This is a genomic window from Streptomyces sp. NPDC007929, assembly GCF_042959065.1.
Classification (GTDB): domain Bacteria; phylum Actinomycetota; class Actinomycetes; order Streptomycetales; family Streptomycetaceae; genus Streptomyces.
In genome coordinates this window covers 175,875-198,353 of the sequence record NZ_JBIBKD010000011.1, presented here as the reverse complement: position 1 = coordinate 198,353, position 22,479 = coordinate 175,875, and the positions used below count along the sequence as shown (strand labels likewise).

General features: G+C 71.2%; 20 protein-coding genes. 12 read left to right on the top strand and 8 right to left on the bottom strand.

Annotation, left to right across the window (positions count from 1 at the left end; genetic code table 11):
* Positions 1-4: 4 nt before the first annotated feature.
* The 4 genes from ACFZDE_RS32390 to ACFZDE_RS32375 all read right to left on the bottom strand — a co-directional run bounded on the left by ACFZDE_RS32390 (position 5) and on the right by ACFZDE_RS32375 (position 4,761).
* Positions 5-1,675, bottom strand: a complete 1,671-nt coding sequence (locus ACFZDE_RS32390) for an alkaline phosphatase D family protein (protein ID WP_391206045.1) — start codon at positions 1,673-1,675, stop codon at positions 5-7.
* Between the two features lie 92 nt (positions 1,676-1,767).
* Entirely contained in the window at positions 1,768-2,577 is an 810-nt protein-coding gene (locus ACFZDE_RS32385; protein ID WP_391206042.1) for a thioredoxin domain-containing protein, read from the bottom strand.
* A 93-nt stretch (positions 2,578-2,670) separates the two neighbouring features.
* Positions 2,671-3,366, bottom strand: coding sequence for a hypothetical protein (locus ACFZDE_RS32380; RefSeq protein WP_391206039.1), 696 nt, complete (start codon positions 3,364-3,366; stop codon positions 2,671-2,673).
* 69 nt (positions 3,367-3,435) lie between these two features.
* Positions 3,436-4,761 (bottom strand): DUF2252 family protein, encoded by a 1,326-nt coding sequence (locus tag ACFZDE_RS32375; RefSeq protein WP_391206036.1) that lies wholly within the window; start codon positions 4,759-4,761, stop codon positions 3,436-3,438.
* Between the two features lie 215 nt (positions 4,762-4,976).
* Here ACFZDE_RS32375 and dnaE point away from each other — a divergent pair, with 215 nt between their 5' ends.
* The 5 genes from dnaE (at position 4,977) to ACFZDE_RS32350 (ending at position 12,981) form a co-directional block, all read left to right on the top strand.
* A complete protein-coding gene (dnaE, locus tag ACFZDE_RS32370; protein ID WP_391002097.1) occupies positions 4,977-8,516 on the top strand; it encodes a DNA polymerase III subunit alpha in 3,540 nt (1,179 codons plus the stop codon).
* 484 nt (positions 8,517-9,000) lie between these two features.
* The gene (locus tag ACFZDE_RS32365) at positions 9,001-10,209 is read left to right on the top strand and encodes an NYN domain-containing protein (protein ID WP_391206033.1); all 1,209 of its coding nucleotides are present in this window, start codon (positions 9,001-9,003) and stop codon (positions 10,207-10,209) included.
* Between the two features lie 123 nt (positions 10,210-10,332).
* Positions 10,333-11,307: an ATP-binding cassette domain-containing protein gene (locus tag ACFZDE_RS32360; RefSeq protein ID WP_391206030.1), complete on the top strand. Its 975-nt coding sequence runs from the start codon at positions 10,333-10,335 to the stop codon at positions 11,305-11,307.
* Positions 11,308-11,410: 103 nt separating this feature from the next.
* The gene (locus ACFZDE_RS32355; RefSeq protein WP_391002106.1) at positions 11,411-12,232 is read left to right on the top strand and encodes an ABC transporter permease; all 822 of its coding nucleotides are present in this window, start codon (positions 11,411-11,413) and stop codon (positions 12,230-12,232) included.
* 56 nt (positions 12,233-12,288) lie between these two features.
* Positions 12,289-12,981 carry an AAA family ATPase gene (locus ACFZDE_RS32350; protein WP_391206027.1) on the top strand — a complete coding sequence of 231 codons (693 nt, stop codon included), beginning with the start codon at positions 12,289-12,291 and terminating at the stop codon, positions 12,979-12,981.
* A 355-nt stretch (positions 12,982-13,336) separates the two neighbouring features.
* Here the strand turns inward: ACFZDE_RS32350 and ybaK are convergent, their stop codons facing one another.
* The 4 genes from ybaK to ACFZDE_RS32330 form a co-directional block, all read right to left on the bottom strand.
* Complete coding sequence (gene ybaK / locus ACFZDE_RS32345) at positions 13,337-13,840, bottom strand: Cys-tRNA(Pro) deacylase (RefSeq protein ID WP_391206024.1); 504 nt, start codon at positions 13,838-13,840, stop codon at positions 13,337-13,339.
* Between the two features lie 10 nt (positions 13,841-13,850).
* Complete coding sequence (locus ACFZDE_RS32340; protein WP_391206021.1) at positions 13,851-14,591, bottom strand: LON peptidase substrate-binding domain-containing protein; 741 nt, start codon at positions 14,589-14,591, stop codon at positions 13,851-13,853.
* Between the two features lie 11 nt (positions 14,592-14,602).
* Entirely contained in the window at positions 14,603-15,634 is a 1,032-nt protein-coding gene (locus ACFZDE_RS32335) for a hypothetical protein (protein ID WP_391206185.1), read from the bottom strand.
* 121 nt (positions 15,635-15,755) lie between these two features.
* Positions 15,756-17,333: an oxidoreductase gene (locus tag ACFZDE_RS32330; protein WP_391206018.1), complete on the bottom strand. Its 1,578-nt coding sequence runs from the start codon at positions 17,331-17,333 to the stop codon at positions 15,756-15,758.
* 182 nt (positions 17,334-17,515) lie between these two features.
* Here ACFZDE_RS32330 and hisD point away from each other — a divergent pair, with 182 nt between their 5' ends.
* Genes hisD through ACFZDE_RS32295 form a run of 7 tightly spaced genes read left to right on the top strand, consistent with a single transcriptional unit; the run spans position 17,516 to position 22,474 of the window.
* Positions 17,516-18,853 (top strand): histidinol dehydrogenase, encoded by a 1,338-nt coding sequence (gene hisD, locus ACFZDE_RS32325; RefSeq protein WP_391206181.1) that lies wholly within the window; start codon positions 17,516-17,518, stop codon positions 18,851-18,853.
* Complete coding sequence (locus ACFZDE_RS32320; protein WP_391002116.1) at positions 18,850-19,962, top strand: histidinol-phosphate transaminase; 1,113 nt, start codon at positions 18,850-18,852, stop codon at positions 19,960-19,962. Before hisD ends, ACFZDE_RS32320 begins: the two co-directional genes overlap by 4 nt.
* The gene (hisB, locus tag ACFZDE_RS32315) at positions 19,959-20,552 is read left to right on the top strand and encodes an imidazoleglycerol-phosphate dehydratase HisB (protein WP_391002118.1); all 594 of its coding nucleotides are present in this window, start codon (positions 19,959-19,961) and stop codon (positions 20,550-20,552) included. Before ACFZDE_RS32320 ends, hisB begins: the two co-directional genes overlap by 4 nt.
* Complete coding sequence (locus ACFZDE_RS32310) at positions 20,549-20,713, top strand: hypothetical protein (protein WP_003989585.1); 165 nt, start codon at positions 20,549-20,551, stop codon at positions 20,711-20,713. The genes hisB and ACFZDE_RS32310 overlap by 4 nt, the downstream gene beginning before the upstream one ends.
* Positions 20,710-21,354 carry an imidazole glycerol phosphate synthase subunit HisH gene (hisH, locus tag ACFZDE_RS32305; RefSeq protein WP_391206016.1) on the top strand — a complete coding sequence of 215 codons (645 nt, stop codon included), beginning with the start codon at positions 20,710-20,712 and terminating at the stop codon, positions 21,352-21,354. Before ACFZDE_RS32310 ends, hisH begins: the two co-directional genes overlap by 4 nt.
* The gene (gene priA, locus ACFZDE_RS32300; RefSeq protein ID WP_391002123.1) at positions 21,351-22,076 is read left to right on the top strand and encodes a bifunctional 1-(5-phosphoribosyl)-5-((5-phosphoribosylamino)methylideneamino)imidazole-4-carboxamide isomerase/phosphoribosylanthranilate isomerase PriA; all 726 of its coding nucleotides are present in this window, start codon (positions 21,351-21,353) and stop codon (positions 22,074-22,076) included. The genes hisH and priA overlap by 4 nt, the downstream gene beginning before the upstream one ends.
* A complete protein-coding gene (locus ACFZDE_RS32295) occupies positions 22,073-22,474 on the top strand; it encodes a Rid family hydrolase (RefSeq protein ID WP_391002125.1) in 402 nt (133 codons plus the stop codon). The genes priA and ACFZDE_RS32295 overlap by 4 nt, the downstream gene beginning before the upstream one ends.
* Positions 22,475-22,479: the final 5 nt, after the last annotated feature.

Below are 22,479 nucleotides of genomic sequence, written 5' to 3'. Positions count from 1 at the left end.
GCGGTTACACGGGGTCGTAGGTGCGCTCGACCTTCTGTGTGCCGCTGCGGGTGCGGTACGAGCGGGACCACTTGGCCGTCGCGTCGCGCCTCGCCCGGTCGGAGATGACGTAGAAGTCCATCTGCGCGCGCTCGGCCGTGATGTCCAGGACGCCGAAGCCGTGGCGGTCGGTGTCGACCCAGTGGACATGGCGGTTGGCGGCGCGGATGACGGGCGAGGCGACCGCGGAGACCGTGCCCTCCGGGACCTTGACGATGTCGTCGAGATTGTCGGAGGTGACCGACGTGACGACGAACTCCGTGGCGGCCGACGGGGACAGCGGGTACGTACCGGCGTTCACCGGCACGTCGTTGGCCCAGGCCATGTGGATGTCGCCGGTGAGGAAGACGGTGTTGCGGATCGCGTTCGTGCGCAGGTGCGCCAGGATCTCGCGACGGTCGTCGGTGTAGCCGTCCCACTGGTCGGTGTTGAGGGCGAGGCCCTCCTGCGGCAGGCCGAGCAGCTTGGCCAGCGGCTTGAGCAGATCGGCGGAGAGCGAGCCGACGGCGAACGGCGAGATCATCACCGAGTTGCCGACCAGCCGCCAGGTGGTGTCGGAGGACTTCAGCCCCGCCTTGAGCCAGTCCAGCTGGGCGCGGCCGGTGAGGGTGCGGTCCGGGTCGTCGACCTCGCCGTTGCCGACCTTGACCTGCTGCGAGCGGAAGGAGCGCAGGTCCAGCAGCGAGAGGTCGGCCAGCTTGCCGAAGCGCAGCCGGCGGTAGGTGGTGCCCGCGATCGCCGGGCGCACCGGCATCCACTCGAAGTAGGCCTGTTTCGCGGCGGCCTGACGCGCCGACCAGGCGCCCTCCGCGCCCTCGGTGTGGTTCTCGGCGCCGCCCGACCAGGTGTCGTTGGCGAACTCGTGGTCGTCCCAGATCGCGACGACCGGGGCCGTGGCGTGCAGCGCCTGGAGGTCCGGGTCGGTCTTGTACCGGGCGTGCCGGATGCGGTAGTCGGCGAGCGTGACGATCTCGTGGGCCGGGGCGTGCGGGCGGACGATCTTGTCGCGGTTGACGTACTCGCCGGTGCCGTACTCGTAGATGTAGTCGCCGAGGTGCAGCCAGGCGTCCAGGTCGCCGCGGGCGGCGAGGTGGCGGTACGGGGAGAAGTAGCCGGCCTCCCAGTTCGCGCAGGAGACCACGCCGAAACGGAGGCCGGGGACGGCGGCGTCGGCCGCCGGCGCGGTGCGGGTGCGCGCCGCCGGGGAGTCGGTGCCGCCGGCCGAGAAGCGGAACCAGTAGGAGGTGGCCGGCTGAAGGCCGCGGATGTCGGCCTTCACGGTGTGGTCCGAGGCCGCCGTCGCGGTGGTGGAGCCCTTGGCGACGATGCTGGTGAACGCCTTGTCCCTGGCGACGACCCAGCTCACCTCGGTGTCGGGGCCGACGCCGGAGCCGGGTATCGCCTCCGGGACCGGGGTGACGCGGGTCCACAGCAGGATGCCGTCGGGCAGCGGGTCACCGGAGGCGACGCCGTGCAGGAAGGCGGGGGCCTGGTCGACGGCGCGCGCCGGCGGGGTCGCCACCAGGGGGCCGGCCAGGACAGCGGACGCCGCCGCGGCCTTGACGACCGTACGGCGGCGCGGGGCGAGGGAGTTGATGCCCTCGGACGTATTCGATGATCTGTATCGACTGGTCACGACCGATCAGGTTACTGGTCGGTATGCGCGAAAGCGGGCGAACTCAGGAAGTCCGCCCGCTCTTCACCTGCCGCCCGCTCCCTGACCGGCCGTCACTTCTTGAGGGCCTCGCCCACCACACGGTTGTAGTCGGCCACGGTCATCAGCGGGTTGCCGTCGTTCAGCTGCTTGCCGTCCATCACGAAGGCCGGGGTGCCCTGAACGCCTTCCTTGTTGTCGTCGAAGGTCTTCGACATGGCCATCGCCCAGGCGTCGTAGGTGCCCTTCTCGACCGCGTTCTGGAACTTCTTGTTGCCCTTCAGCTCGGGGACGGTGTCGGCGACCTTGATGAGGTAGCTGTCGTCCTTGAACTTGTCGGTCGTCTCCTCGGGGTGGAACTTGGCCGAGTACAGCGCGGCCTTGTAGTCGAGGAACGCCGCGTCGCTCACGTTCAGCGCGGCGCCCAGCGCGCTCATGGCGTTCTTGGAGCCCTCGCCGTTGTCCTTGTTGTCGATGAACGTGGCGCCGACGAACTGCAGCTTGTACTTGCCGTCGTCGATGTCCTTCTTCACCGTCGGACCGACGGTCTGCTCGAACTGCGCGCAGATGGGACAGCGCGGATCCTCGTAGATCTTCAGGGTCTTCTTGGCCGAGTCCTTGCCGATGACGACCGTGGTGCCGTCGGTGCCCGTGGTGTTGGCCGGGGCGGTGACCTTGGCATCCTTCTGGGCCGCCCAATAGCTGGGCTTGTTGGCCTGGACGACGGCGTAGCCGATGCCGCCGGCTATCGCCAGGACGCCGACGATCGAGCAGGCTACGACGACCTGCCGCTTGGTCTTCGCCCGCTTGGCCTCGCGCTCGCGCTCGATGCGCAGCCGCTCGCGGGCCGCCGTCTTCGCGGCCTGGGTGTTCCGCTTGCTCATGGTGATGTTCTCCGTGGGGGACGCGCACCTGTGTGTGCGGGATATGTAAAGGGGACTGCCGGTGCTCGAATGGGCCGCGGGAGGGCCGTCGCCTCAGGCGAAGGCCGGCGAGCACGGCGGTCCACGCCGTCCCAGGGAGTACGTGAGGATCCGGTCGCGGGCCGTGGGCGTACGGTCCGCCGCCCGCGGCGACGGCCGGTGTCCGGACGGAACCCGTTCCACCGCGCCCGCGGCGACCGCCAGCAGCAGCGGACGGAACGTGGTCGCCGTCACCGCCCGCAGCAGCTGGCCCAGGGCCCGCTCGCCGCGGCGCAGCCAGACGGCCGCGAGCAGCCCGACGCCGATGTGCGCGCCGAGCAGCAGCCAGGCGGTGACGGGCTCGGTGTGGACGACCGCGGCCGCGAGCCGGTCGGTGCCGGTGGCTCCGGCCATCCGGGCCAGCGGCGTGCCGACCTCGCCCCCGCCGCAGAGCACGTCCAGGCCGACCGAACGCAAGGGGCCGGTGACCGGGCCGCCCGCCGGGCCGTAACAGGTGTGCTGGCCCGTGGTGAACACGGTGTCCGCGGCCAGCTCCAGCGGGATCAGCAGGGCCGCGATCCGTCCGAAGGAGCGCTCCCGGCCCGCCAGGGCGAACGCGATCACGAACACGGCGGTGGCGACCGCGGTCACCGTGCCCACCGGCAGCGGGGTCCGGGACAGCAGGACGTGCGACGCGGTGCTGAGCGTCACGACCACGGCCGTGAACAGCGCCGCGCGCACGGCTCTGAGCTGGATCCCGGATATGTCCATAGCGAAAGGAGAGTCTGTCATGGGGGCGGGTAAGGGACCCCTAAAGGATGCCTGTGAGAGTCCTTTCCGTCACAGGCCCGGAATCCGGCCGTTGCGGAACAGGTCCACGAAGGTCTGGTGGTCGGCACGCGCGCGTGCGCCGTAGGCGTGCGCGAAGTCGACCAGCAGGGGCGCGAAGCCCTCCTCGTCGGCCGCGATCGCCGCGTCGATGGCCCGCTCCGTGGAGAAGGGCACCAGGGACTCACCGGACTGGTCGTCGGCGGCCGAGTGCATCGTGGCCGTCGCCCGGCCGAGGTCGGCCACCACCTGGGCGATCTCCTCCGGATCGTCGATGTCGCCCCAGTCGAGGTCCACCGCGTACGGCGAGACCTCGGCGACCAGCTGGCCCGCGCCGTCCAGCTCGGTCCAGCCCAGCCACGGGTCGGCGTGTGCCTGGAGGGCGCGCTGGGATATCACCGTGCGGTGCCCCTCGTGCTGGAAGTACCCGCGGATCGCCCGGTCCGTGATGTGCCGGGAGACCGCGGGGGTCTGGGCCTGCTTGATGTAGATCACCACATCGTTCTCCAGGGCGTCGCTGTGCCCCTCCAGCAGGATGTTGTACGACGGCAGCCCCGCCGAGCCGATGCCGATGCCGCGCCGCCCGACCACGTCCTTCACGCGGTAGGAGTCCGGACGCGTCAGCGAGCTGTCCGGGAGCGTCTCCAGATAGCCGTCGAAGGCGGCGAGGACCTTGTAGCGGGTGGCCGCGTCCAGCTCGACGGAGCCGCCGCCCGAGGCGAAGCGGCGCTCGAAGTCACGGATCTCCGTCATCGAGTCCAGCAGGCCGAAGCGGGTCAGGGAGCGGGCGTCACGCAGCGCGTCCAGCAGCGGACCCTGCGCCGTGTCCAGCGTGAACGGGGGCACCTCGTCGCTCTTCGCGCCCGTCGCCAGCGCGTGGATCCGCTCGCGGTAGGCGATCGCGTAGATCGTCACCAGCTCGGAGATCTGCTCGTCGCTGAGCGCCTTCGCGTAGCCGATCAGCGCCAGGGAGGCGGCGAGGCGCTTGAGGTCCCAGGTGAAGGGGCCGACGTAGGCCTCGTCGAAGTCGTTGACGTTGAAGATCAGGCGGCCGTTGGCGTCCATGTACGTGCCGAAGTTCTCCGCGTGGAGATCGCCGTGGATCCACACGCGCGAGGTGCGCTCGTCCAGGTACGGGCCGCCCCGCTTCTCTTCGTCCAGGTCGTGGTAGAAGAGGCCCGCCGTCCCCCGGTAGAAGGCGAAGGCGGAGGCCGCCATCTTGCGGAACTTCACACGGAACGCGGCCGGGTCGGCGGTCAGGAGCTCGCCGAAGGCGGTGTCGAAGACGGCGAGGATCTCCTCACCGCGGTGCTCGTCGTCGAGCTGCGGGAACGACATCGCTGGGTGCCTCCTGGTGCGTGCGTTTCGGGGCGGCAGGTCCGCCCTCTGCCTAACGTGCGGCGGCCCGCGGGAGTGCCCGCGAACCCTCGCACGAAGGTACGCGGGTCGGCCCTCCCTGTGTCAGTGCCGAGGCATAGACTTCGACGCTGTCCCCCCAGACTCTCCGCAGCCTGCCGGGCCCATTTGTCGTACTTTTCTCTGGAGGCCGCCGCATGTCGAAGCCGCCGTTCACGCACCTGCACGTCCACACCCAGTACTCGCTGCTGGACGGTGCCGCGCGGCTGAAGGACATGTTCAACGCGTGCAACGAAATGGGCATGACGCACATCGCCATGTCCGACCACGGCAACCTCCACGGCGCGTACGACTTCTTCCACACGGCCCAGAAGGCCGGCGTCACCCCGATCATCGGGATCGAGGCCTATGTCGCGCCCGAGTCCCGGCGCAACAAGCGCAAGATCCAGTGGGGCCAGCCGCACCAGAAGCGGGACGACGTCTCCGGTTCCGGTGGTTACACCCACAAGACGATGTGGGCGGTGAACAGCACCGGCCTGCACAACATCTTCCGGCTGTCCTCCGACGCGTACGCCGAGGGCTGGCTGCAGAAGTGGCCCCGGATGGACAAGGAGACCATCTCCCAGTGGTCCGAGGGCATCGTCGCCTCCACCGGCTGCCCCTCCGGCGAGGTCCAGACCCGGCTGCGCCTCGGCCACTTCGACGAAGCCCTCAAGGCCGCCAGCGAATACCAGGACATCTTCGGCAAGGACCGCTACTTCCTGGAGCTGATGGACCACGGCATCGAGATCGAGCACCGGGTCCGCGACGGCCTCCTGGAGATCGGCAAGAAGCTCGGCATCCCCCCGCTGGTCACCAACGACTCGCACTACACGTACGCGCACGAGGCGTCCGCCCACGACGCGCTGCTGTGCATCCAGACCGGCAAGAACCTCTCCGACCCCGACCGCTTCCGGTTCGACGGCACCGGCTACTACCTGAAGTCCACGGACGAGATGTACGCCATCGACTCCTCGGACGCCTGGCAGGAGGGCTGCGCCAACACCCGCCTGATCGCCGAGATGGTCGACACCACGGGCATGTTCGAGAAGCGCGACCTCATGCCCAAGTTCGACATCCCCGAGGGCTACACGGAGGTCTCCTGGTTCCGGGAGGAGACCCTGCGCGGTATGCACCGCCGCTTCCCGGACGGCATCCCGGACGACCGCATGAAGCAGGTCGAGTACGAGATGGACACCATCATCTCGATGGGCTTCCCGGGCTACTTCCTCGTGGTCGCCGACTTCATCATGTGGGCCAAGAAGCAGGGCATCGCGGTCGGCCCCGGCCGAGGCTCCGCGGCCGGCTCGATCGTCGCCTACGCCCTCGGCATCACCGACCTCGACCCCATTCCGCACGGCCTGATCTTCGAGCGGTTCCTCAACCCCGAACGCATCTCCATGCCCGATGTCGACATCGACTTCGACGAGCGCCGGCGCGTCGAGGTGATCCGGTACGTGACGGAGAAGTACGGCGCCGACAAGGTCGCCATGATCGGCACCTACGGCACCATCAAGGCCAAGAACGCGATCAAGGACTCCGCGCGCGTGCTGGGCTACCCGTACGCGATGGGCGACCGCCTCACCAAGGCCATGCCCGCCGACGTCCTCGGCAAGGGCATCAACCTCGACGGCATCACCAACCCCGAGCACCCCCGCTACTCGGAGGCCGGCGAGATCCGGGCGATGTACGAGAACGAGCCGGACGTGAAGAAGGTCATCGACACCGCCAAGGGCGTCGAGGGCCTGGTCCGGCAGATGGGCGTGCACGCCGCCGGCGTGATCATGTCCAGCGAGACCATCACCGACCACGTGCCCGTCTGGGTCAGGCACACGGACAAGGTCACCATCACCCAGTGGGACTACCCGAGCTGCGAGTCGCTCGGCCTGCTGAAGATGGACTTCCTGGGCCTGCGCAACCTGACGATCATGGACGACGCCGTCAAGATGGTGAAGTCCAACAAGGGGATCGACATCGATCTCCTGAGCCTCCCGCTCGACGACCCCACGACCTTCGAACTGCTCCAGCGCGGCGACACGCTCGGCGTCTTCCAGTTCGACGGCGGCCCGATGCGCTCCCTGCTCCGGCTGATGAAGCCGGACAACTTCGAAGACATCTCCGCCGTGTCGGCCCTGTACCGCCCGGGCCCCATGGGCATGAACTCCCACACGAACTACGCGCTGCGCAAGAACGGCCAGCAGGACATCACGCCCATCCACCCCGAGCTGGAGGAGCCGCTCAGGGAGGTCCTGGACGTCACCCACGGCCTGATCGTCTACCAGGAGCAGGTGCAGAAGGCCGCCCAGATCATCGCCGGCTACTCGCTCGGCGAGGCCGACATCCTCCGCCGCGTGATGGGCAAGAAGAAGCCCGAGGAACTGGCGAAGAACTTCGTCCTCTTCCAGGAGGGCGCCCGCAAGAAGGGCTACAGCGACGAGGCCATCCAGGCCCTGTGGGACGTGCTGGTCCCCTTCGCCGGCTACGCCTTCAACAAGGCGCACTCCGCCGCCTACGGACTCGTCTCCTACTGGACGGCCTACCTCAAGGCCAACCACCCCGCCGAGTACATGGCCGCGCTGCTCACCTCCGTGAAGGACGACAAGGACAAGTCGGCCGTCTACCTCAACGAGTGCCGCCGCATGGGCATCAAGGTGCTCCCGCCGGACGTCAACGAGTCGATGTCCAACTTCGCCGCCCAGGGCGACGACGTGATCCTCTTCGGCCTCTCCGCCGTGCGCAACGTCGGCACCAACGTGGTCGAGTCGATCATCAGGTGCCGCAAGTCCAAGGGGAAGTACGTCTCCTTCCCGGACTACCTCGACAAGGTGGAGGCGGTGGTCTGCAACAAGCGCACCACCGAGTCGCTGATCAAGGCCGGCGCCTTCGACGCCATGGGCCACACCCGCAAGGGCCTCACCGCGCACTACGAGCCGATGATCGACAACGTGGTCGCGGTCAAGCGCAAGGAGGCCGAGGGACAGTTCGACCTCTTCGGCGGCATGGGCGAGGCCGAGACCAGCGAGCCCGGCTTCGGACTCGACGTGGAGTTCTCGCCCGACGAGTGGGACAAGACCTATCTGCTCGCCCAGGAGCGGGAGATGCTCGGTCTGTACGTCTCCGACCACCCGCTGTTCGGCCTGGAGCACATCCTGTCCGACAAGGCCGACGCGGGCATCGCCCAGCTGACCGGAGGTGACTACTCCGACGGTTCCGTGGTGACCATCGGCGGCATCATCTCGGGCCTGCAGCGCAAGATGACCAAGCAGGGCAACGCCTGGGCCATCGCCACCGTCGAGGACCTCGCCGGCTCGATCGAGTGCATGTTCTTCCCCGCGACCTACCAGCTGGTCTCGACCCAACTCGTCGAGGACGCCGTGGTGTTCGTCAAGGGCCGCCTCGACAAGCGGGAGGACATCCCGCGGCTCGTGGCGATGGAGCTGATGGTGCCGGACCTGTCGAACGCGGGCACCAACGCGCCGGTGGTCCTCACCATCCCGGCCACCCGGGTCACCCCGCCGCTGGTCAGCCGCCTCGGCGAGGTCCTCAGCCACCACAAGGGCGACAGCGAGGTCCGGATCAAGCTCCAGGGGCCGACCAAGACGACCGTGCTGCGTCTCGACCGGCACCGGGTGAAGCCGGACCCGGCGCTCTTCGGTGATCTGAAGGTGCTGCTCGGACCGTCCTGCCTGGCCGGGTGACACCGGGCGGCCGACGCATGCGAGGGGCGTACCCGACATCGGGTACGCCCCTCGTGCGTGTGCGTGACGCGGGCCCAACGGCCCGTCACGCAGACGTCAGTTGTGGCCGAAGCTGCGCTTTCGCTTGCCGGACGGCGCCATCTCGCCGGGAGTCACCTCGACCTCGGCCTGGGGCTCCGTCTGCGAGGCGGGGCTGCGGTCCGCCCGCTGGCCACGCTCGGTGGGGCGCTGCTGTTACGGTCACGGTTCTTGTTCTTGGCCATGGTGATGCCTCCTGTGGGGGACTAGGGGCCAGGGCCGGGACCAGATTCACACAGGCCGACAACGATCGCATGTCGGACAATTACCGTGCGTGACAGGGGAGGTCGGAGCAGGAAGTCCGGAAACGCCACGCCGAAGATCGAGTTCCGGCCGTTAACCTCCGCGCCGTCGGGCAGACTCGAAGCAGGCCCGAAGCAAACCTCCTGGGAAGAGGGTGAGTCGCGTGGACCGCTGCATCGTCCTGGTGGACGCTGGGTATCTGCTGGGAGCCGCGGCGAGTCTCCTCGCCGGGGAGCCCTCGCGGTCCCGCATCACCGTCGACCACACCGCCCTCATCCAGGGGCTGCGCGAACGCGCCGAGTCCGACACCGAGCAGCCGCTGCTGCGCATCTACTGGTTCGACGGCGCCCCCGACCGTGTCCCGCAGCCCGAGCACCGCAGACTGCGCGTGATGCCCCGGGTCACCGTCCGGCTCGGCGCCCTGACCCGCAGCGACGGCCGCTGGGCACAGAAGGGCGTGGACGCCGCGATGCACGCCGAGCTGACCGAGCTGGCCCGCAACCGCGCCTGCTCCGACGTCGTCCTCGTCACCGGCGACGGCGATCTGCTGCCCGGCATGATGGCCGCCAAGGAGCACGGCGTCGCCGTCCACCTGTGGGCCGTCCAGGCCGCCGACGGCGACTACAACCAGTCCGAGGACCTGGTCGCCGAGGCCGACGAGCGCCGCGTCCTGGACCGCGCGTGGATCACCAAGGCCGTCCGCGCCAAGGACTACACCGGAGCGTGCGCGCCGCAGCCCGCGCCCCGGCCCGAGATCGCCGCGATCCTCTCCGCGCCGCTGCCCGAGTCCGCGCTCGGCGCCCCGGCCGAACGGCCCGCCCCGCAGCCCCGCCACCCGGCGGACGGCCCCGGGCACAACGGCACCGAGGAGCGGGCGGTCGCCAAAGGCGTCCCCACGCCCAAAGACCTCGCCGCCCTGCGCGCCCCCGGCACCCAGCCTCCCCAGCACCCCGCCTCCGCCACCCTCCGGTGGTCCTCCGACAAAGGCTGGGTCGACCGGCCCACGGCCGAGCCCCCCGAGGCCGCCTCGATGCCGACACTCGCCCAGCTGACCACGGCCGAGCAGCGCTGGGCCGACCGTGAGGAGGACATCACCACCGTCGGCGGTGACCCCTTCGAGGTGGGGCAGGTCTTCGCCCGGCGCTGGGTCGAGCGCCTCGGCGACCAGAGCCACCTGCAGAAACTGTCCGGGATGTACCCCCGCATCCCGCACCGCGTCGACGGGGAGCTGCTGCGCTACGCCGCCCGCTTCGGCCTGCTCGCCCACAAGGACGACCAGATCGACGAGCGGGACCGTTACGCCATCCGGGCCGGCTTCTGGCGGGAGATCAGTGTGCGCACGGGCGTGGAGCACCCGCCCCTCGACGCCTGAGTTCTTTGCCCGCGGATTTCCCGGTACGGACCGACCCGAGAGCGGGCCGGGGTCCGAGACCCCGTAGTCTCGTCCCTTGTGAGTAAGCGCGCGGCACAGGCATTTCGGCACGATGGTGACGTCGTGTGCGCGGTGCGCGGGCTGACCAAGACCTATCCGGCGGTCCGGGGCCGGCGCGGCACCCCCGCGGCACCCGAGGTCCGGGCCACGGACGACGTGACGCTGGACATCCGCCGAGGCGAGATCTTCGGCCTGCTCGGCCCGAACGGCGCCGGCAAGTCCACCCTCGTGCGCCAGCTGACCGGGCTGATGCGGCCCGACCGCGGCGGTGTGGAGATCCTCGGGCACGACATCGTCCGCCACCCCGAGCGGGCCGCGCGGATCCTCGCCTACCTCGGGCAGGAGTCGACCGCCCTCGACGAACTGACCGTGTCGCTCGCCGCCGAGACCACCGGACGGCTGCGCGGCCTTGACGTACGGCGCGCGCGGGCCGAGCGGGACGCCGTCCTCGACGAACTGGGGCTCGCGCCGCTCGCCGGACGGCCCCTGAAGAAGCTGTCCGGGGGCCAGCGGCGCCTGGCCTGCTTCGCGGCGGCCCTGGTGGGGGAGCGGCCGCTGCTCGTGCTGGACGAGCCGACCACCGGTATGGACCCGGTGGCGCGGCGGGCCGTGTGGTCCGCCGTCGACCGGCGCCGCGCCGAGCACGGGACGACGGTGCTGCTCGTCACCCACAACGTCATCGAGGCCGAGACGGTGCTGGACCGGGTGGCCGTCCTCGACCGCGGGCGGGTGATCGCCTGCGACACCCCCACCGGGCTGAAGGAGCGGGTCGCCGGTGAGGTGCGCGTCGACCTGGTGTGGCGGGACGCGGCCCCGCTGCACGTGCCCGAGGTGGCCGCGCTGAAGGACCGTGTCGTGGAGTCGGGCCGCCGCTGGACGCTGCGGCTCGGCCCCGAGGAGGCCCGGACGGTCGTCGCGACCGTCACCGGCGGGGCCGCCTTCGCTGCCTTGGACGACTTCACCCTGGCCACCCCCAGCCTGGAGGACGTGTACCTCGCCCTCGGCGGGGCCGTGCAGCAGGGGCTGGTGAAGGCGTGAGCGCGAGGACACCGGGCGCACGGGCCGTGAGCAGACCGGCCGCCCCATCCGTACCGAACAGGCGACTGCCGCAGTGGACCCGAGCGAAGGGGAGCAGCGCGACGTGAGTGTCGTACCCGCCGATGTCCTGCCGGGCAGTGCCCTGGCCGTGGAGGAGCCCGCCGCGTGTGCGGCCGAGCTCGGACCTCGGGCGCGGCTGTGGCCGTCGCTGGCGGCCGTGTACCGGGCCCAGCTGTCCCGGGCGCGGGTGGCGCGGATCCCGCTGCTGTTCGTGGCGACCTTCCAGTCGGTCGGGATCATGATTCTGATGCGCGGGGTCGTGGACGACGGGGCGGAGGCGCGGGCCGTCGTCGCCGGGTCGTCGGTCCTGGTCGTCGCCTTCGTCGCGCTCAACCTGCTCGCGCAGTACTTCGGGCAGCTGCGGGCCAGCGGCGGGCTCGACCACTACGCGACGCTGCCGGTGCCGCCGGCGGCCGTGGTGCTGGGCGCGGCGGGCGCGTACGCGTCGTTCACCGTGCCCGGGACCGTCGTGACGGCGGTGTTCGGCTGTGTGCTGTTCGGGCTGCCGATGGCCCATCTGTGGGTCCTGATGGCCGTGATCCCGCTCGCGGGCGCCGCGCTGGCCGGGCTCGGGGCGGCGCTCGGGCTGCTCGCGCCCCGGCCGGAACTGGCCACGCTGCTCGGGCAGCTGGGCATGTCGGCGGCGCTGCTGCTGGGCGTGCTGCCGGCGGACCGGATGCCGGAGGTCGTGCGCTTCACCCGCGACCTGCTGCCGTCGACGTACGGCGTGGAGGCTTTCGCGCGGACCTTCGGACCGCACCCCGACTGGGCCTTCGTGCTCGGTGACCTCGCGGTGTGCGGGGGTGTCGGCGTCGTCTCGCTGGCCGTGGCGACCTGGGCGTACCGCCGGGCGGCCGTCCGTTGAGCGCGGAGCGGTCCTCCGGTGACGCGGCGCACAGGCGGGGCTGGCACGATGGCAGGGTGACCGCACCACTGACTCCGCCACCGCCCCCGCATGAACACTCCGCTCCGGGTGCGTGGCAGCAGCCGCCGGCCGCCGGGCCTCAGGCGCCCGGCTCCCAGCACGCCGAGTACGCCGGGCACGGCTGGTACGGACAGGACGGCCCCGGAATGAGGACGGAACTGCGGGAGGCCGCCGTGATCGCGGTGGCCGTGGCGCTCGGCGGGGTGCTGCTCGGAGTGCTGTGGTGGTGGCTCGCGCCGCACGTGCCGCTGGTCGGCGACGTGGTGGAGAAGAACTGGGTCGTCTTCCTCAAGGACACCGAGGGGGAGCAGGCCATCGGGGTCGACGGCACGTTCACGCTGCTCGGGCTCGGCTTCGGTGCCGTCAGTGCCCTGATCGTCTTCCTGCTGCGGCGGCGCGGGGGCGTGCCGCTGGTGGTGGGACTGGCCCTCGGAGGGCTGCTCGGGTCGCTGCTCGCCTGGCGGGTCGGTGTGTGGCTCGGCCCCGCCGAGGACGTGATCGCGCACGCGCGCGAGGTCGGGCGGGGCGTGACCTTCGACGCGCCGCTGAAGCTGGGCGCGAAGGGCGCGCTGCTGGCCTGGCCCCTCGCCGCGCTGGTCCTCCACCTCGGCCTGATGGCCCTGTTCGGCCCCCGCGACCCGGAACCGGAGTTCCCCCAGGGGCCTTACCAGGCGCCGCCTGCGGCGTAGGCGCGGGCGGTGCGCCCGGGGGCGGGTGTGGGCCCGCGGCCCGGGTGGTGGGTGGTGGCTGCGCCCGGCGGCGTATGAGGCGGCGCCTGCCTCGCAGGTGTGGTGGTGCGGCCGGGGCGGGTGGCGGACGTGTCACGGGCCGCTCAAGGTCGGCAGGGCGGGGGCACACCCGCGGTTCGGTGTGGCGGGGGCGGGTCCACGTGCCGTGCAGGGCACCGCCTGCCGAGGCGGGTGCGGGAGCACAGCCGACCGTCCCCTCCCGGTGCCGGCCTGGCGGTGCGGGGGCCCGCCGTCTCGGGCTAGGGGGTGTCTGACAAATGAGCGCGCGACGCCGCGGGCATGTGTCAGACACCCCCTAGGCGCGTGCGACCGGAGCCAGGGTCGCGTTCGTCAGCTTGGCCAGGTCCTCCGGGGTGACTTCCACTTCCAGGCCCCTGCGGCCCGCCGAGACGCAGATGGTCGGGTGGGCCGAGGCCGAGGCGTCCAGGACCGTCGGGAGTTTCTTGCGCTGACCCAACGGGGAGATGCCGCCCCGTACATAGCCCGTCGTGCGTTCCGCGAGGGCCGGGTCCGCCATCGCCGCGCGCTTGCCGCCGACGGCCGCCGCCAGGGCCTTCAGATCCAGTTGGCCCGCCACCGGGACCACCGCGACCGTCAGGGTGCCGTCGACGTCCGCGACCAGGGTCTTGAAGACGCGGTCGGGGGAGACACCCATGGCCTCGGCCGCCTCCTCGCCGTAGGAGGGGTGCGCGGGGTCGTGGTCGTAGGAGTGGACCGTGTACGTCGTGCCCGCCGCGGTCAGGGCGACCGTGGCCGGGGTGCCGCCGGGCTGTTGCTGCTTCTTCGACTTCTTCGCCATGCCGATCCGCTCAGTTGAGGCTCATCGGGCCGCGCGTCAGCTCCGACGCGGGCAACGACGGCAGACTACGGATGATCGCCGTCTCGGAGCGAAGGAGTTTCAGCTCGTCGCGCAGGCGGGACGCCGTGTCGGGAGCCTGGAGCAGGCGCTGCTTGGTCGGGGTGTCCAACATCATCGCGGCCGCCACGAGGTACGACACCACGCCCGGCTCGTCCGGCAGTTCGGCCCCCGTCGCGAGAGACCGCTCCCGCGCCCCGGCCAGCCGCTTCTGATACTGCCGGAAGGACCGCAGCACGCCCTCGGCCAACGGCGCGGCCTCGTCACCCGGCTCCTCGTCCAGAGGCTCCAGCTCGGCCGTCAGAAACGGCCCGGACGCCTCGACGGACAGCAGCTTCACCCGGGTCGTGCCGGTCGCCAGGACCTCGAAGGAGCCGTCGGCGCGCTCCCGGATCGTCGCCGCGTCGGCGATGCAGCCGACCTTGTGGAACGCCTTGACCGGGTCCGTGCCGAACCCGGCCGCGGGCCCCCGCTCGGGCACGGCGGTGGGGTCGGGCATGCCGGGTGCGGTGGAGGCCACCTCGTGGCCGTCGCGGATCGCCACGACGGCGAACCGGCGCGGCTCGTCCTCGGGCGTCTTCAGCAGCTCGCGCATCATGGCGCGGTACCGCTCCTCGAAGACGTTGAGCGGGAGCACGAGCCCCGGGAACAGCACCGAGTTCAGGGGGAAGAGGGGGAGCCGGACGGTGGTCACGACGCAAAAGCCTAATGGTCGCCGAGACGGACTCGTCCGCCCCGTTCACTCCGTGGATGCCAGGACGCGTCCCCGGCCATCGCGGCGCGCACGTCCGCGCGCACCCGCAGGAAGTGCCCGAGCGGGTCGTCCGACACCCGGTCCCAGGGGAACGACGTGGCGTACGGCCCGTTCAGGCGCAGCTGCTCGACGGCGTCCGGCCAGCGCTCCAGACGCACCAGGACGAAGATCAGCAGGTTACGCATCCGGGCCGGCCAGGGGTCGTGCACCGGCAGCCGCGGGGACAGCGCGATCGCCCGGTCGGCGGCCGCGTCCAGCCGCTCGCGCGGTACCTCGGGCCCGCAGCCGTCGGTGAGGTAGCCGAAGGCGGCCCGCAGCGGCAGGGCCTGGACGAGCGAGCCGGGCGGAGCGTCCTGGGCGGCCCGGTCGGCGAAGTCGAAGCACTCGCGGTGCGAGCCGTGCCAGGAGGAGGCCAGATAGCGCAGGGCCGCCGTGTGGCAGCCGAAGTGGTGCGGGGCGCGGCGCACGGCCGCCGCCCACAGCTCCTCGAAGTACGTGTGCCCGGCCTGGGCGCCCCGGGCGTGGTCGAGCGCGAGCCGCCACGGCACCGGGTCCCGCTGGTCGCCCCGGGCCGCCGCCGTGATCAGCGGGCTCACCTCGCGCAGCAGCTCGGCCCGGGCCGGTGACTGCCAGGCGCGGTCCACCGCCAGCTGGGCCCCGACCAGCAGCGCGTCGGGGTCCTGCGGGGCGGTGGCGAGCCAGGCGTCCAGCCACTCGGGCCGGGAGCGGGCGAAGGCGGCCAGCCGGGTCACGTACCGGTCGCGGCGCTCCCACTCCGAGGCCAGGCGGGTGGCCAGGAGCAGCGATGCGGCCGGGAGGTGTTCGCCCCGGGCGGCGGCGACCAGCGCCGGGCTCAGCCGGGCGTCGGGCGCGTCGAGCAGCACCTCGTCGTCGGCGTACGGCTCGCCGGCGAGGTGGGGGGAGGTCCTTGCCATCCGGCTCGCGCGGATGAACGGGAGCTGCATTGCCATGGTGCCGACCATTGAAAGTCGGCTGGTCATCACGGCGCCAGACTGTTCATGGAACCTACGGAAAGTTGTACATCCGATGGTCAAGAGAGCGTAAAACCGTGACAGTTCGACAACTGTGGTCACATCGGCACCATCAGTTGCGGCGCAGCAACCGGGTCGCGCCCGCCGCCACCGTCGTGGCCAGGATCCAGCCGAGCAGGATCATCACCGTCGCCAGCCACTGCCAGCCTCCCCGCAGCTGCCAGAACCCCACCTGGCCCAGGTCGATGACGGGCAGGAGCAGGTCGAGGGTGAACAGCGCCGGGCTCCACTCCGGGTGCTCGCCCCGCTTCATCGGCGGATGCCCGGCCTGCGCGAAGGCGAGTGAGCCCGCCGCCCACAGCACCGCCATCCACACCGCGGCCCGGCCCGGCCGGTACCCGTAGGCGACCGTCCAGTCCTGCGCGTAGCCCCACAGTTTGGCCGCCATCGGCAGGCTCTCGCGGTGCCGGCGCTGCTTGGCCAGCAGCACCTCACGGGCGTCCTCGTCCTCCCCGCCGGCCCGCAGCACGGAGGCGAGGCGCTCGTACGGCTCCGGGTTGTACTCGGCGGTCGCCGCCGCCACCCAGTCCAGCCGCTCGGCCAGCGGGAACGGACCGCGCGGCACCAGGAACTCATAGGCGAAGCCGCCCATGTGCAGCCGTCCCGGGCCCGGCCAGGCGTCCGCCCGGTCCATCAGGTTGACGACCTTCGCCCCGGACAGCACCACCCGCCCGCGCACCGGCTGCTCCCCGAGGAACCGCAGCTCCGGCGTCTGCACCCGGCGCAGCGACAGCTCCTGGTCCTCCGTGAGGGTGAACCGGGCCCGCTCGAAGTCGACGGCGTCGCCGAACCGGCCGTCGTCCAGCCGGATCCCGCCCTCGCACGCGAAGCGCTGGATGCGTGTCCCCTGCGCCGGGGTCATCCCGCTCATCGCCTGGGCGCCGACCCCCGCCGGTGTCAGGTACAGGCTGCGCTCGACGGTCAGCTGCGGGGCGTTCAGCGCGAGCCGCTCGAAGGGATTGCTCAGCCGCGCGCCGCGCAGGCTCAGCGACACGCCGATGGTCGCGGCGCGCAGGCTCAGCTCGCCGTGCGACTCCAGCAGCTCCGCCTGGAGGTCCTGGCCCACGGTCAGACCGTCCGCCGCGATCGACCGTCCGCTGTGATCCCGGTGCGCGATCGCCTGGTTGAGCATCAGGTCCGTGCCGATCTGCGCGTCCGTGAGCCGGATGCCGTGGTGGAAGCGGCAGCGTGGCAGATGCAGATCGCCCTCGGTGTGCACCCGGGCCGCCTCCAGCCGGGGCACCGAGCAGTCCACCATGCGCAGGGTGGTGAAACGGGCCTCCGGCAGCAGCACGTCCTGCTCGAACCGGCACCGGCGCATCTCGACGTACGGCACCACGGTGCCGCCCGCGAGGTCCAGGGAGCCGCTGACCTGCACCCCGATCAGCTTCAGGGACGACACGCGGCCGGCCAGGGCGGGCGGCCCGTCGAGGAGCAGCCAGCACACGATCCGGGCCCGGACGGAACGCTCCACGCCCCAGGGGTGGCCGCCGTGCGGATCGTCGGCCACGGCGTCGCCGCAGCTCAGGTCGTACACGGTGCCGTTGCGGAAGGCCTGCCACATACCGGCCTCGGTCGCGGTCAGGTCGTCGGGCAGATCCCCGGCACGGACGCCGGCCCCCTCGGTCACAGCTTGTTCCTTCCTCCCCAGGTACTCACGGGTCACTTGCCTCGTACACCAGTTCATGCCCGTTGTGTGACCCCCCGAACACACCACGTGAAGGTGATCTTCCGGCGTCACGCGGCGTTCTGTATCAGCCATTGATACGCGCGAACGACGCCTCACCCCGGTCTGAGAGAATTGACCACGTGCTGCGAAATTCCCTTCTGGCCCGAATCGATCTGCGCGGCGACGCCCTCGTCGAGGGACCCGCCCTGCGCGACCTGCTGCCCCGAGCCGACTTCGACGTAGCGGCCGCCCTCGAGAAGGTGCGGCCGATCTGCGAGGACGTGCATCATCGGGGCGACGCGGCGCTGATCGACTTCGCCGAGCGGTTCGACGGGGTCAGGCTGGATCAGGTCCGGGTCCCGGCCGCGGCGCTCACCCGCGCGCTGGAGGAGCTCGACCCGGCCGTGCGCGCCGCCCTGGAGGAGTCCATCAGCCGCGCCCGGACGGTCCACCGCGCGCAGCGTCGCACGACGCACACCACCCAGGTCGTGCCCGGCGGCACCGTGACCGAGAAGTGGGTGCCGGTCGACCGCGTGGGGCTCTACGCGCCCGGGGGCCGGTCCGTGTACCCCTCCTCCGTGATCATGAACGTGGTGCCCGCCCAGGAAGCGGGCGTCGGGTCCGTCGCGCTCGCCTCACCGGCCCAGGCCGACTTCGGCGGCCTGCCGCACCCGACCATCCTCGCCGCCTGCGCGCTGCTCGGCGTCGACGAGGTCTACGCGGCCGGCGGGGCCACCGCCGTCGCGATGTTCGCCTACGGCACCGAGTCCTGCGCGCCCGCGAACATGGTCACCGGCCCCGGCAACATCTGGGTCGCCGCCGCCAAGCGCTACTTCACCGGCCGGATCGGCATCGACGCCGAGGCCGGCCCGACCGAGATCGCGGTCCTCGCGGACGACACCGCCGACCCGGTGCACGTCGCCTCCGACCTGATCAGCCAGGCCGAGCACGACCCGCTGGCCGCCGCCGTCCTGGTCACCGACTCCGTCGAGCTCGCCGACGCGGTCGAGAAGGAACTGGAGCCGCAGATCGCCGCCACCCGGCACGTCGAGGACCGGATCGTCCCGGCCCTGTCCGGCCGGCAGTCCGCGATCGTCCTGGTCGACGGCATCGACGAGGGCCTCAAGGTGGTCGACGCGTACGGCGCCGAGCACCTGGAGATCCAGACGGCCGACGCCGCCGCCGTGGCCGACCGCGTCCGCAACGCCGGCGCGATCTTCATCGGCCCCTGGGCGCCGGTCTCGCTGGGCGACTACGCGGCCGGGTCCAACCACGTCCTGCCCACCGGCGGCTGCGCCTGCCACTCCTCGGGCCTGTCCGTCCAGTCCTTCCTGCGCGGCATCCACATCGTCGACTACACGCGCCAGGCACTGGCCGACGTCGCGCACCACGTGGTCACGCTGGCCGAGGCCGAGGACCTGCCGGCCCACGGCGCGGCGATCAAGGCGAGGTTCGACTGGAAGGTTCCCCAGGGCAAGTGAACGACGTACGCATCGACGATCTCCCCGTACGGCACGAGCTGCGCGGCAAGTCCCCCTACGGCGCGCCCCAGCTGGACGTCCCCGTACGGCTGAACACCAACGAGAACCCCTACCCGCTGCCCGAGCCGCTGGTCGAGCGCATCGCCGAGCGGGTCCGGGAAGCCGCCCGGAACCTCAACCGCTACCCGGACCGGGACGCGGTCGAGCTGCGCACCCGGCTGGCGGAGTACCTCACCGACACCTCCGGCCACGAGGTCGGCCTCGCCAATGTCTGGGCGGCCAACGGCTCCAACGAGGTCATCCAGCAGCTGCTGCAGACCTTCGGCGGACCGGGCCGCACCGCCATCGGCTTCGAGCCGTCGTACTCGATGCACGGCCTCATCGCGCGCGGCACCGGCACCGGCTGGATCTCCGGGCCGCGGGGCGAGGACTTCACCATCGACCTCGCCGCCGCCGAGAAGGCCATCGCCGAGAACCAGCCGGACGTCGTCTTCGTCACCACCCCCAACAACCCCACCGGCACCGCCGTCCCGCCCGAGACGGTCCTCGCGCTGTACGAGGCCGCGCAGGCGGCGAAGCCGTCGATGGTGATCGTCGACGAGGCGTACATCGAGTTCAGCCACGGCGCCTCGCTGCTGCCACTGCTGGAAGGCCGCCCGAACCTCGTCGTCTCCCGCACCATGTCGAAGGCGTTCGGCGCGGCGGGTCTGCGCCTGGGCTACCTCGCCGCGCACCCGGCCGTCGTCGACGCCGTCCAGCTGGTCCGGCTGCCCTACCACCTGTCGGCCGTCACCCAGGCGACCGCCCTGGCCGCCCTGGAGCACACCACCACGCTGCTGGGCTACGTCGAGCAGCTCAAGACCGAACGGGACCGCCTGGTCACCGAACTGCTCGCGATCGGCTACGAGGTGACCGCGTCGGACGCGAACTTCGTGCAGTTCGGCCGGTTCGAGGACTCCCACACGACCTGGCGGCAGATCCTCGACCGGGGCGTCCTGGTCCGGGACAACGGCGTGCCCGGCTGGCTGCGGGTCACCGCCGGCACCCCCGAAGAGAACGACGCGTTCCTCGACGCGGTCCGTGAGTTGAAGAAGGAGCAGAGCGCATGAACCGCGTAGGACGCATAGAGCGGGTGACCAAGGAGACCTCGGTCCTCGTCGAGATCGACCTCGACGGCACCGGGAAGACCGACATCAAGACCGGCGTCGGCTTCTACGACCACATGCTCGACCAGCTCGGCCGGCACGGTCTGTTCGACCTGACCGTGAAGACCGAGGGCGATCTGCACATCGACTCGCACCACACCATCGAGGACACCGCCCTCGCCCTCGGCGCCGCCTTCAAGCAAGCCCTCGGCGACAAGGTGGGCATCTACCGCTTCGGCAACTGCACGGTCCCGCTGGACGAGTCCCTCGCCCAGGTCACCGTCGACCTGTCCGGCCGCCCCTACCTCGTGCACACCGAGCCCGAGAAGATGGCGCCGATGATCGGCGAGTACGACACCACCATGACCCGGCACATCCTGGAGTCCTTCGTGGCCCAGGCACAGATCGCGCTGCACGTGCACGTGCCCTACGGGCGCAACGCGCACCACATCGTGGAGTGCCAGTTCAAGGCGCTCGCCCGGGCCCTGCGCTACGCGTCCGAGCGTGACTCGCGCGCGGCCGGCATCCTCCCGTCCACGAAGGGCGCCCTGTGAACGGCACCTCGACCCTGCTGATCGTCGTCGGTCTCTTCCTCGTCGGCGGGATCTACTCCTTCGTCAAGCAGAAGATGCCCAAGGGCCTCATCGTGCTGCTGTCGATCGGCGCCGCGATGTGCCTGGCGGCCGGTGTGGTGAGGCTGGAGGTGTGGAATTGAGCGGCCCCCTGAAGAAGGTCGTGGTCTTCGACTACGGCTTCGGCAACGTCCGTTCCGCCGAACGCGCCCTCGCGCGCGCGGGTGCCGACGTCGAGATCACCCGTGACTACGACAAGGCCCTGAACGCCGACGGCCTGCTGGTCCCCGGCGTCGGCGCCTTCGCCTCCTGCATGACGGGCCTGCGCGAGGCCCGCGGCGACTGGATCGTCGACCGCCGGCTGTCCGGCGGCCGCCCGGTCATGGGCATCTGCGTCGGCATGCAGATCCTCTTCGCGCGCGGCATCGAGCACGGCGTGGAGAGCGAGGGCCTCGACGAGTGGCCCGGCTCCGTCGAGCCGCTCCAGGCCGAGGTCGTGCCCCACATGGGCTGGAACACCGTCGACGCGGCCCCCGGCTCGCAGCTGTTCGCCGGTCTCGACGCGGACGCCCGCTTCTACTTCGTGCACTCCTACGCCGTCCACGACTGGTCGCTTCAGACGCACAACCCGGCGATGACGGCCCCCAAGGTCACCTGGTCCACCCACGGCAAGCCGTTCGTCGCCGCCGTCGAGAACAACGCCCTGTGGGCCACGCAGTTCCACCCCGAGAAGTCCGGCGACGCCGGAGCCCAGCTCCTCACCAACTGGATCGGAACCCTGTGAGCAAGCTCGAACTCCTCCCCGCCGTCGACGTCCGGGACGGCCAGGCCGTCCGTCTGGTGCACGGCGAGTCCGGCTCGGAGACCTCCTACGGCTCCCCCCTGGAGGCCGCCCTCGCCTGGCAGCGCTCCGGCGCCGAATGGCTGCACCTGGTCGACCTCGACGCCGCGTTCGGCACCGGGAACAACCGCGAGCTGATCGCCGAGGTCGCCCAGGCCATGGACATCAAGGTCGAGCTGTCCGGCGGCATCCGCGACGACGAGACCCTCGCCGCTGCCCTCGCCACCGGCTGCAAGCGCGTCAACCTGGGCACCGCCGCCCTGGAGACCCCGGAGTGGGTCGCCAAGGTCATCGCCGAGCACGGCGACCAGATCGCCGTCGGCCTCGACGTCCGCGGCACCACCCTGCGCGGACGCGGCTGGACCCGCGACGGCGGCGACCTCTACGAGACGCTGGCGCGCCTCGACAAGGAGGGCTGCGCGCGGTACGTCGTCACCGACATCGCCAAGGACGGCACGCTCCAGGGCCCCAACCTGGAGCTGCTGCGCAACGTGTGCGCGGCCACCGACCGCCCGGTCGTGGCCTCCGGCGGGGTCTCCTCGCTCGACGACCTGCGCGCCATCGCCGAGCTCGTCCCGCTCGGTGTCGAGGGCGCCATCGTCGGGAAGGCGCTGTACGCGAAGGCGTTCACCCTGGAAGAGGCCTTGGAGGCTGTGTCGTCATGACCGTGCGGCGTGTGCAGAGCGGAAGTCCCTGGGAAGAGTCCTTCGGTTTTGCACGGGCCGTAGCGGCGGGCGACCGGGTGCTGGTCGCGGGCACGACCGCCTTCAAGGGCGACGTGCTCTACGGCGAGGGCGACCCCTACGAGCAGGCCAAGGTGGCCTTCACCAGCGCCCTGGAGGCGATCGCCGAGTTCGGGCTCACGCCCGAGTCCGTGATCCGCACCCGGGTGTACCTGGCACACGCCCGGGACGTCGACGCGGTGGGCCGGGCCCACAAGGAGATGTTCGACGGCGTGCGCCCGGCCACCACACTGCTGGTCGTGCAGGGCTTCATCGACTCCCGGGTCCTGGTGTCGGTGGAAGTGGAAGCATTCAGAGGGACCCCTTCAGCGGAACACTAGAGGAG

Bases quoted from the DNA above. Each gene is read 5' to 3' on its own strand.
- ACFZDE_RS32385 (WP_391206042.1), bottom strand. From the start codon at position 2,577: ATGAGCAAGCGGAACACCCAGGCCGCGAAGACGGCGGCCCGCGAGCGG.
- ACFZDE_RS32335 (WP_391206185.1), bottom strand. From the start codon at position 15,634: ATGGTCGGCACCATGGCAATGCAGCTCCCGTTCATCCGCGCGAGCCGG.
- ACFZDE_RS32295 (WP_391002125.1), top strand. From the start codon at position 22,073: ATGACCGTGCGGCGTGTGCAGAGCGGAAGTCCCTGGGAAGAGTCCTTC.
- ACFZDE_RS32380 (WP_391206039.1), bottom strand. From the start codon at position 3,366: ATGGACATATCCGGGATCCAGCTCAGAGCCGTGCGCGCGGCGCTGTTC.
- ACFZDE_RS32375 (WP_391206036.1), bottom strand. From the start codon at position 4,761: ATGTCGTTCCCGCAGCTCGACGACGAGCACCGCGGTGAGGAGATCCTC.
- hisB (WP_391002118.1), top strand. From the start codon at position 19,959: ATGAACCGCGTAGGACGCATAGAGCGGGTGACCAAGGAGACCTCGGTC.
- dnaE (WP_391002097.1), top strand. From the start codon at position 4,977: ATGTCGAAGCCGCCGTTCACGCACCTGCACGTCCACACCCAGTACTCG.
- ybaK (WP_391206024.1), bottom strand. From the start codon at position 13,840: ATGGCGAAGAAGTCGAAGAAGCAGCAACAGCCCGGCGGCACCCCGGCC.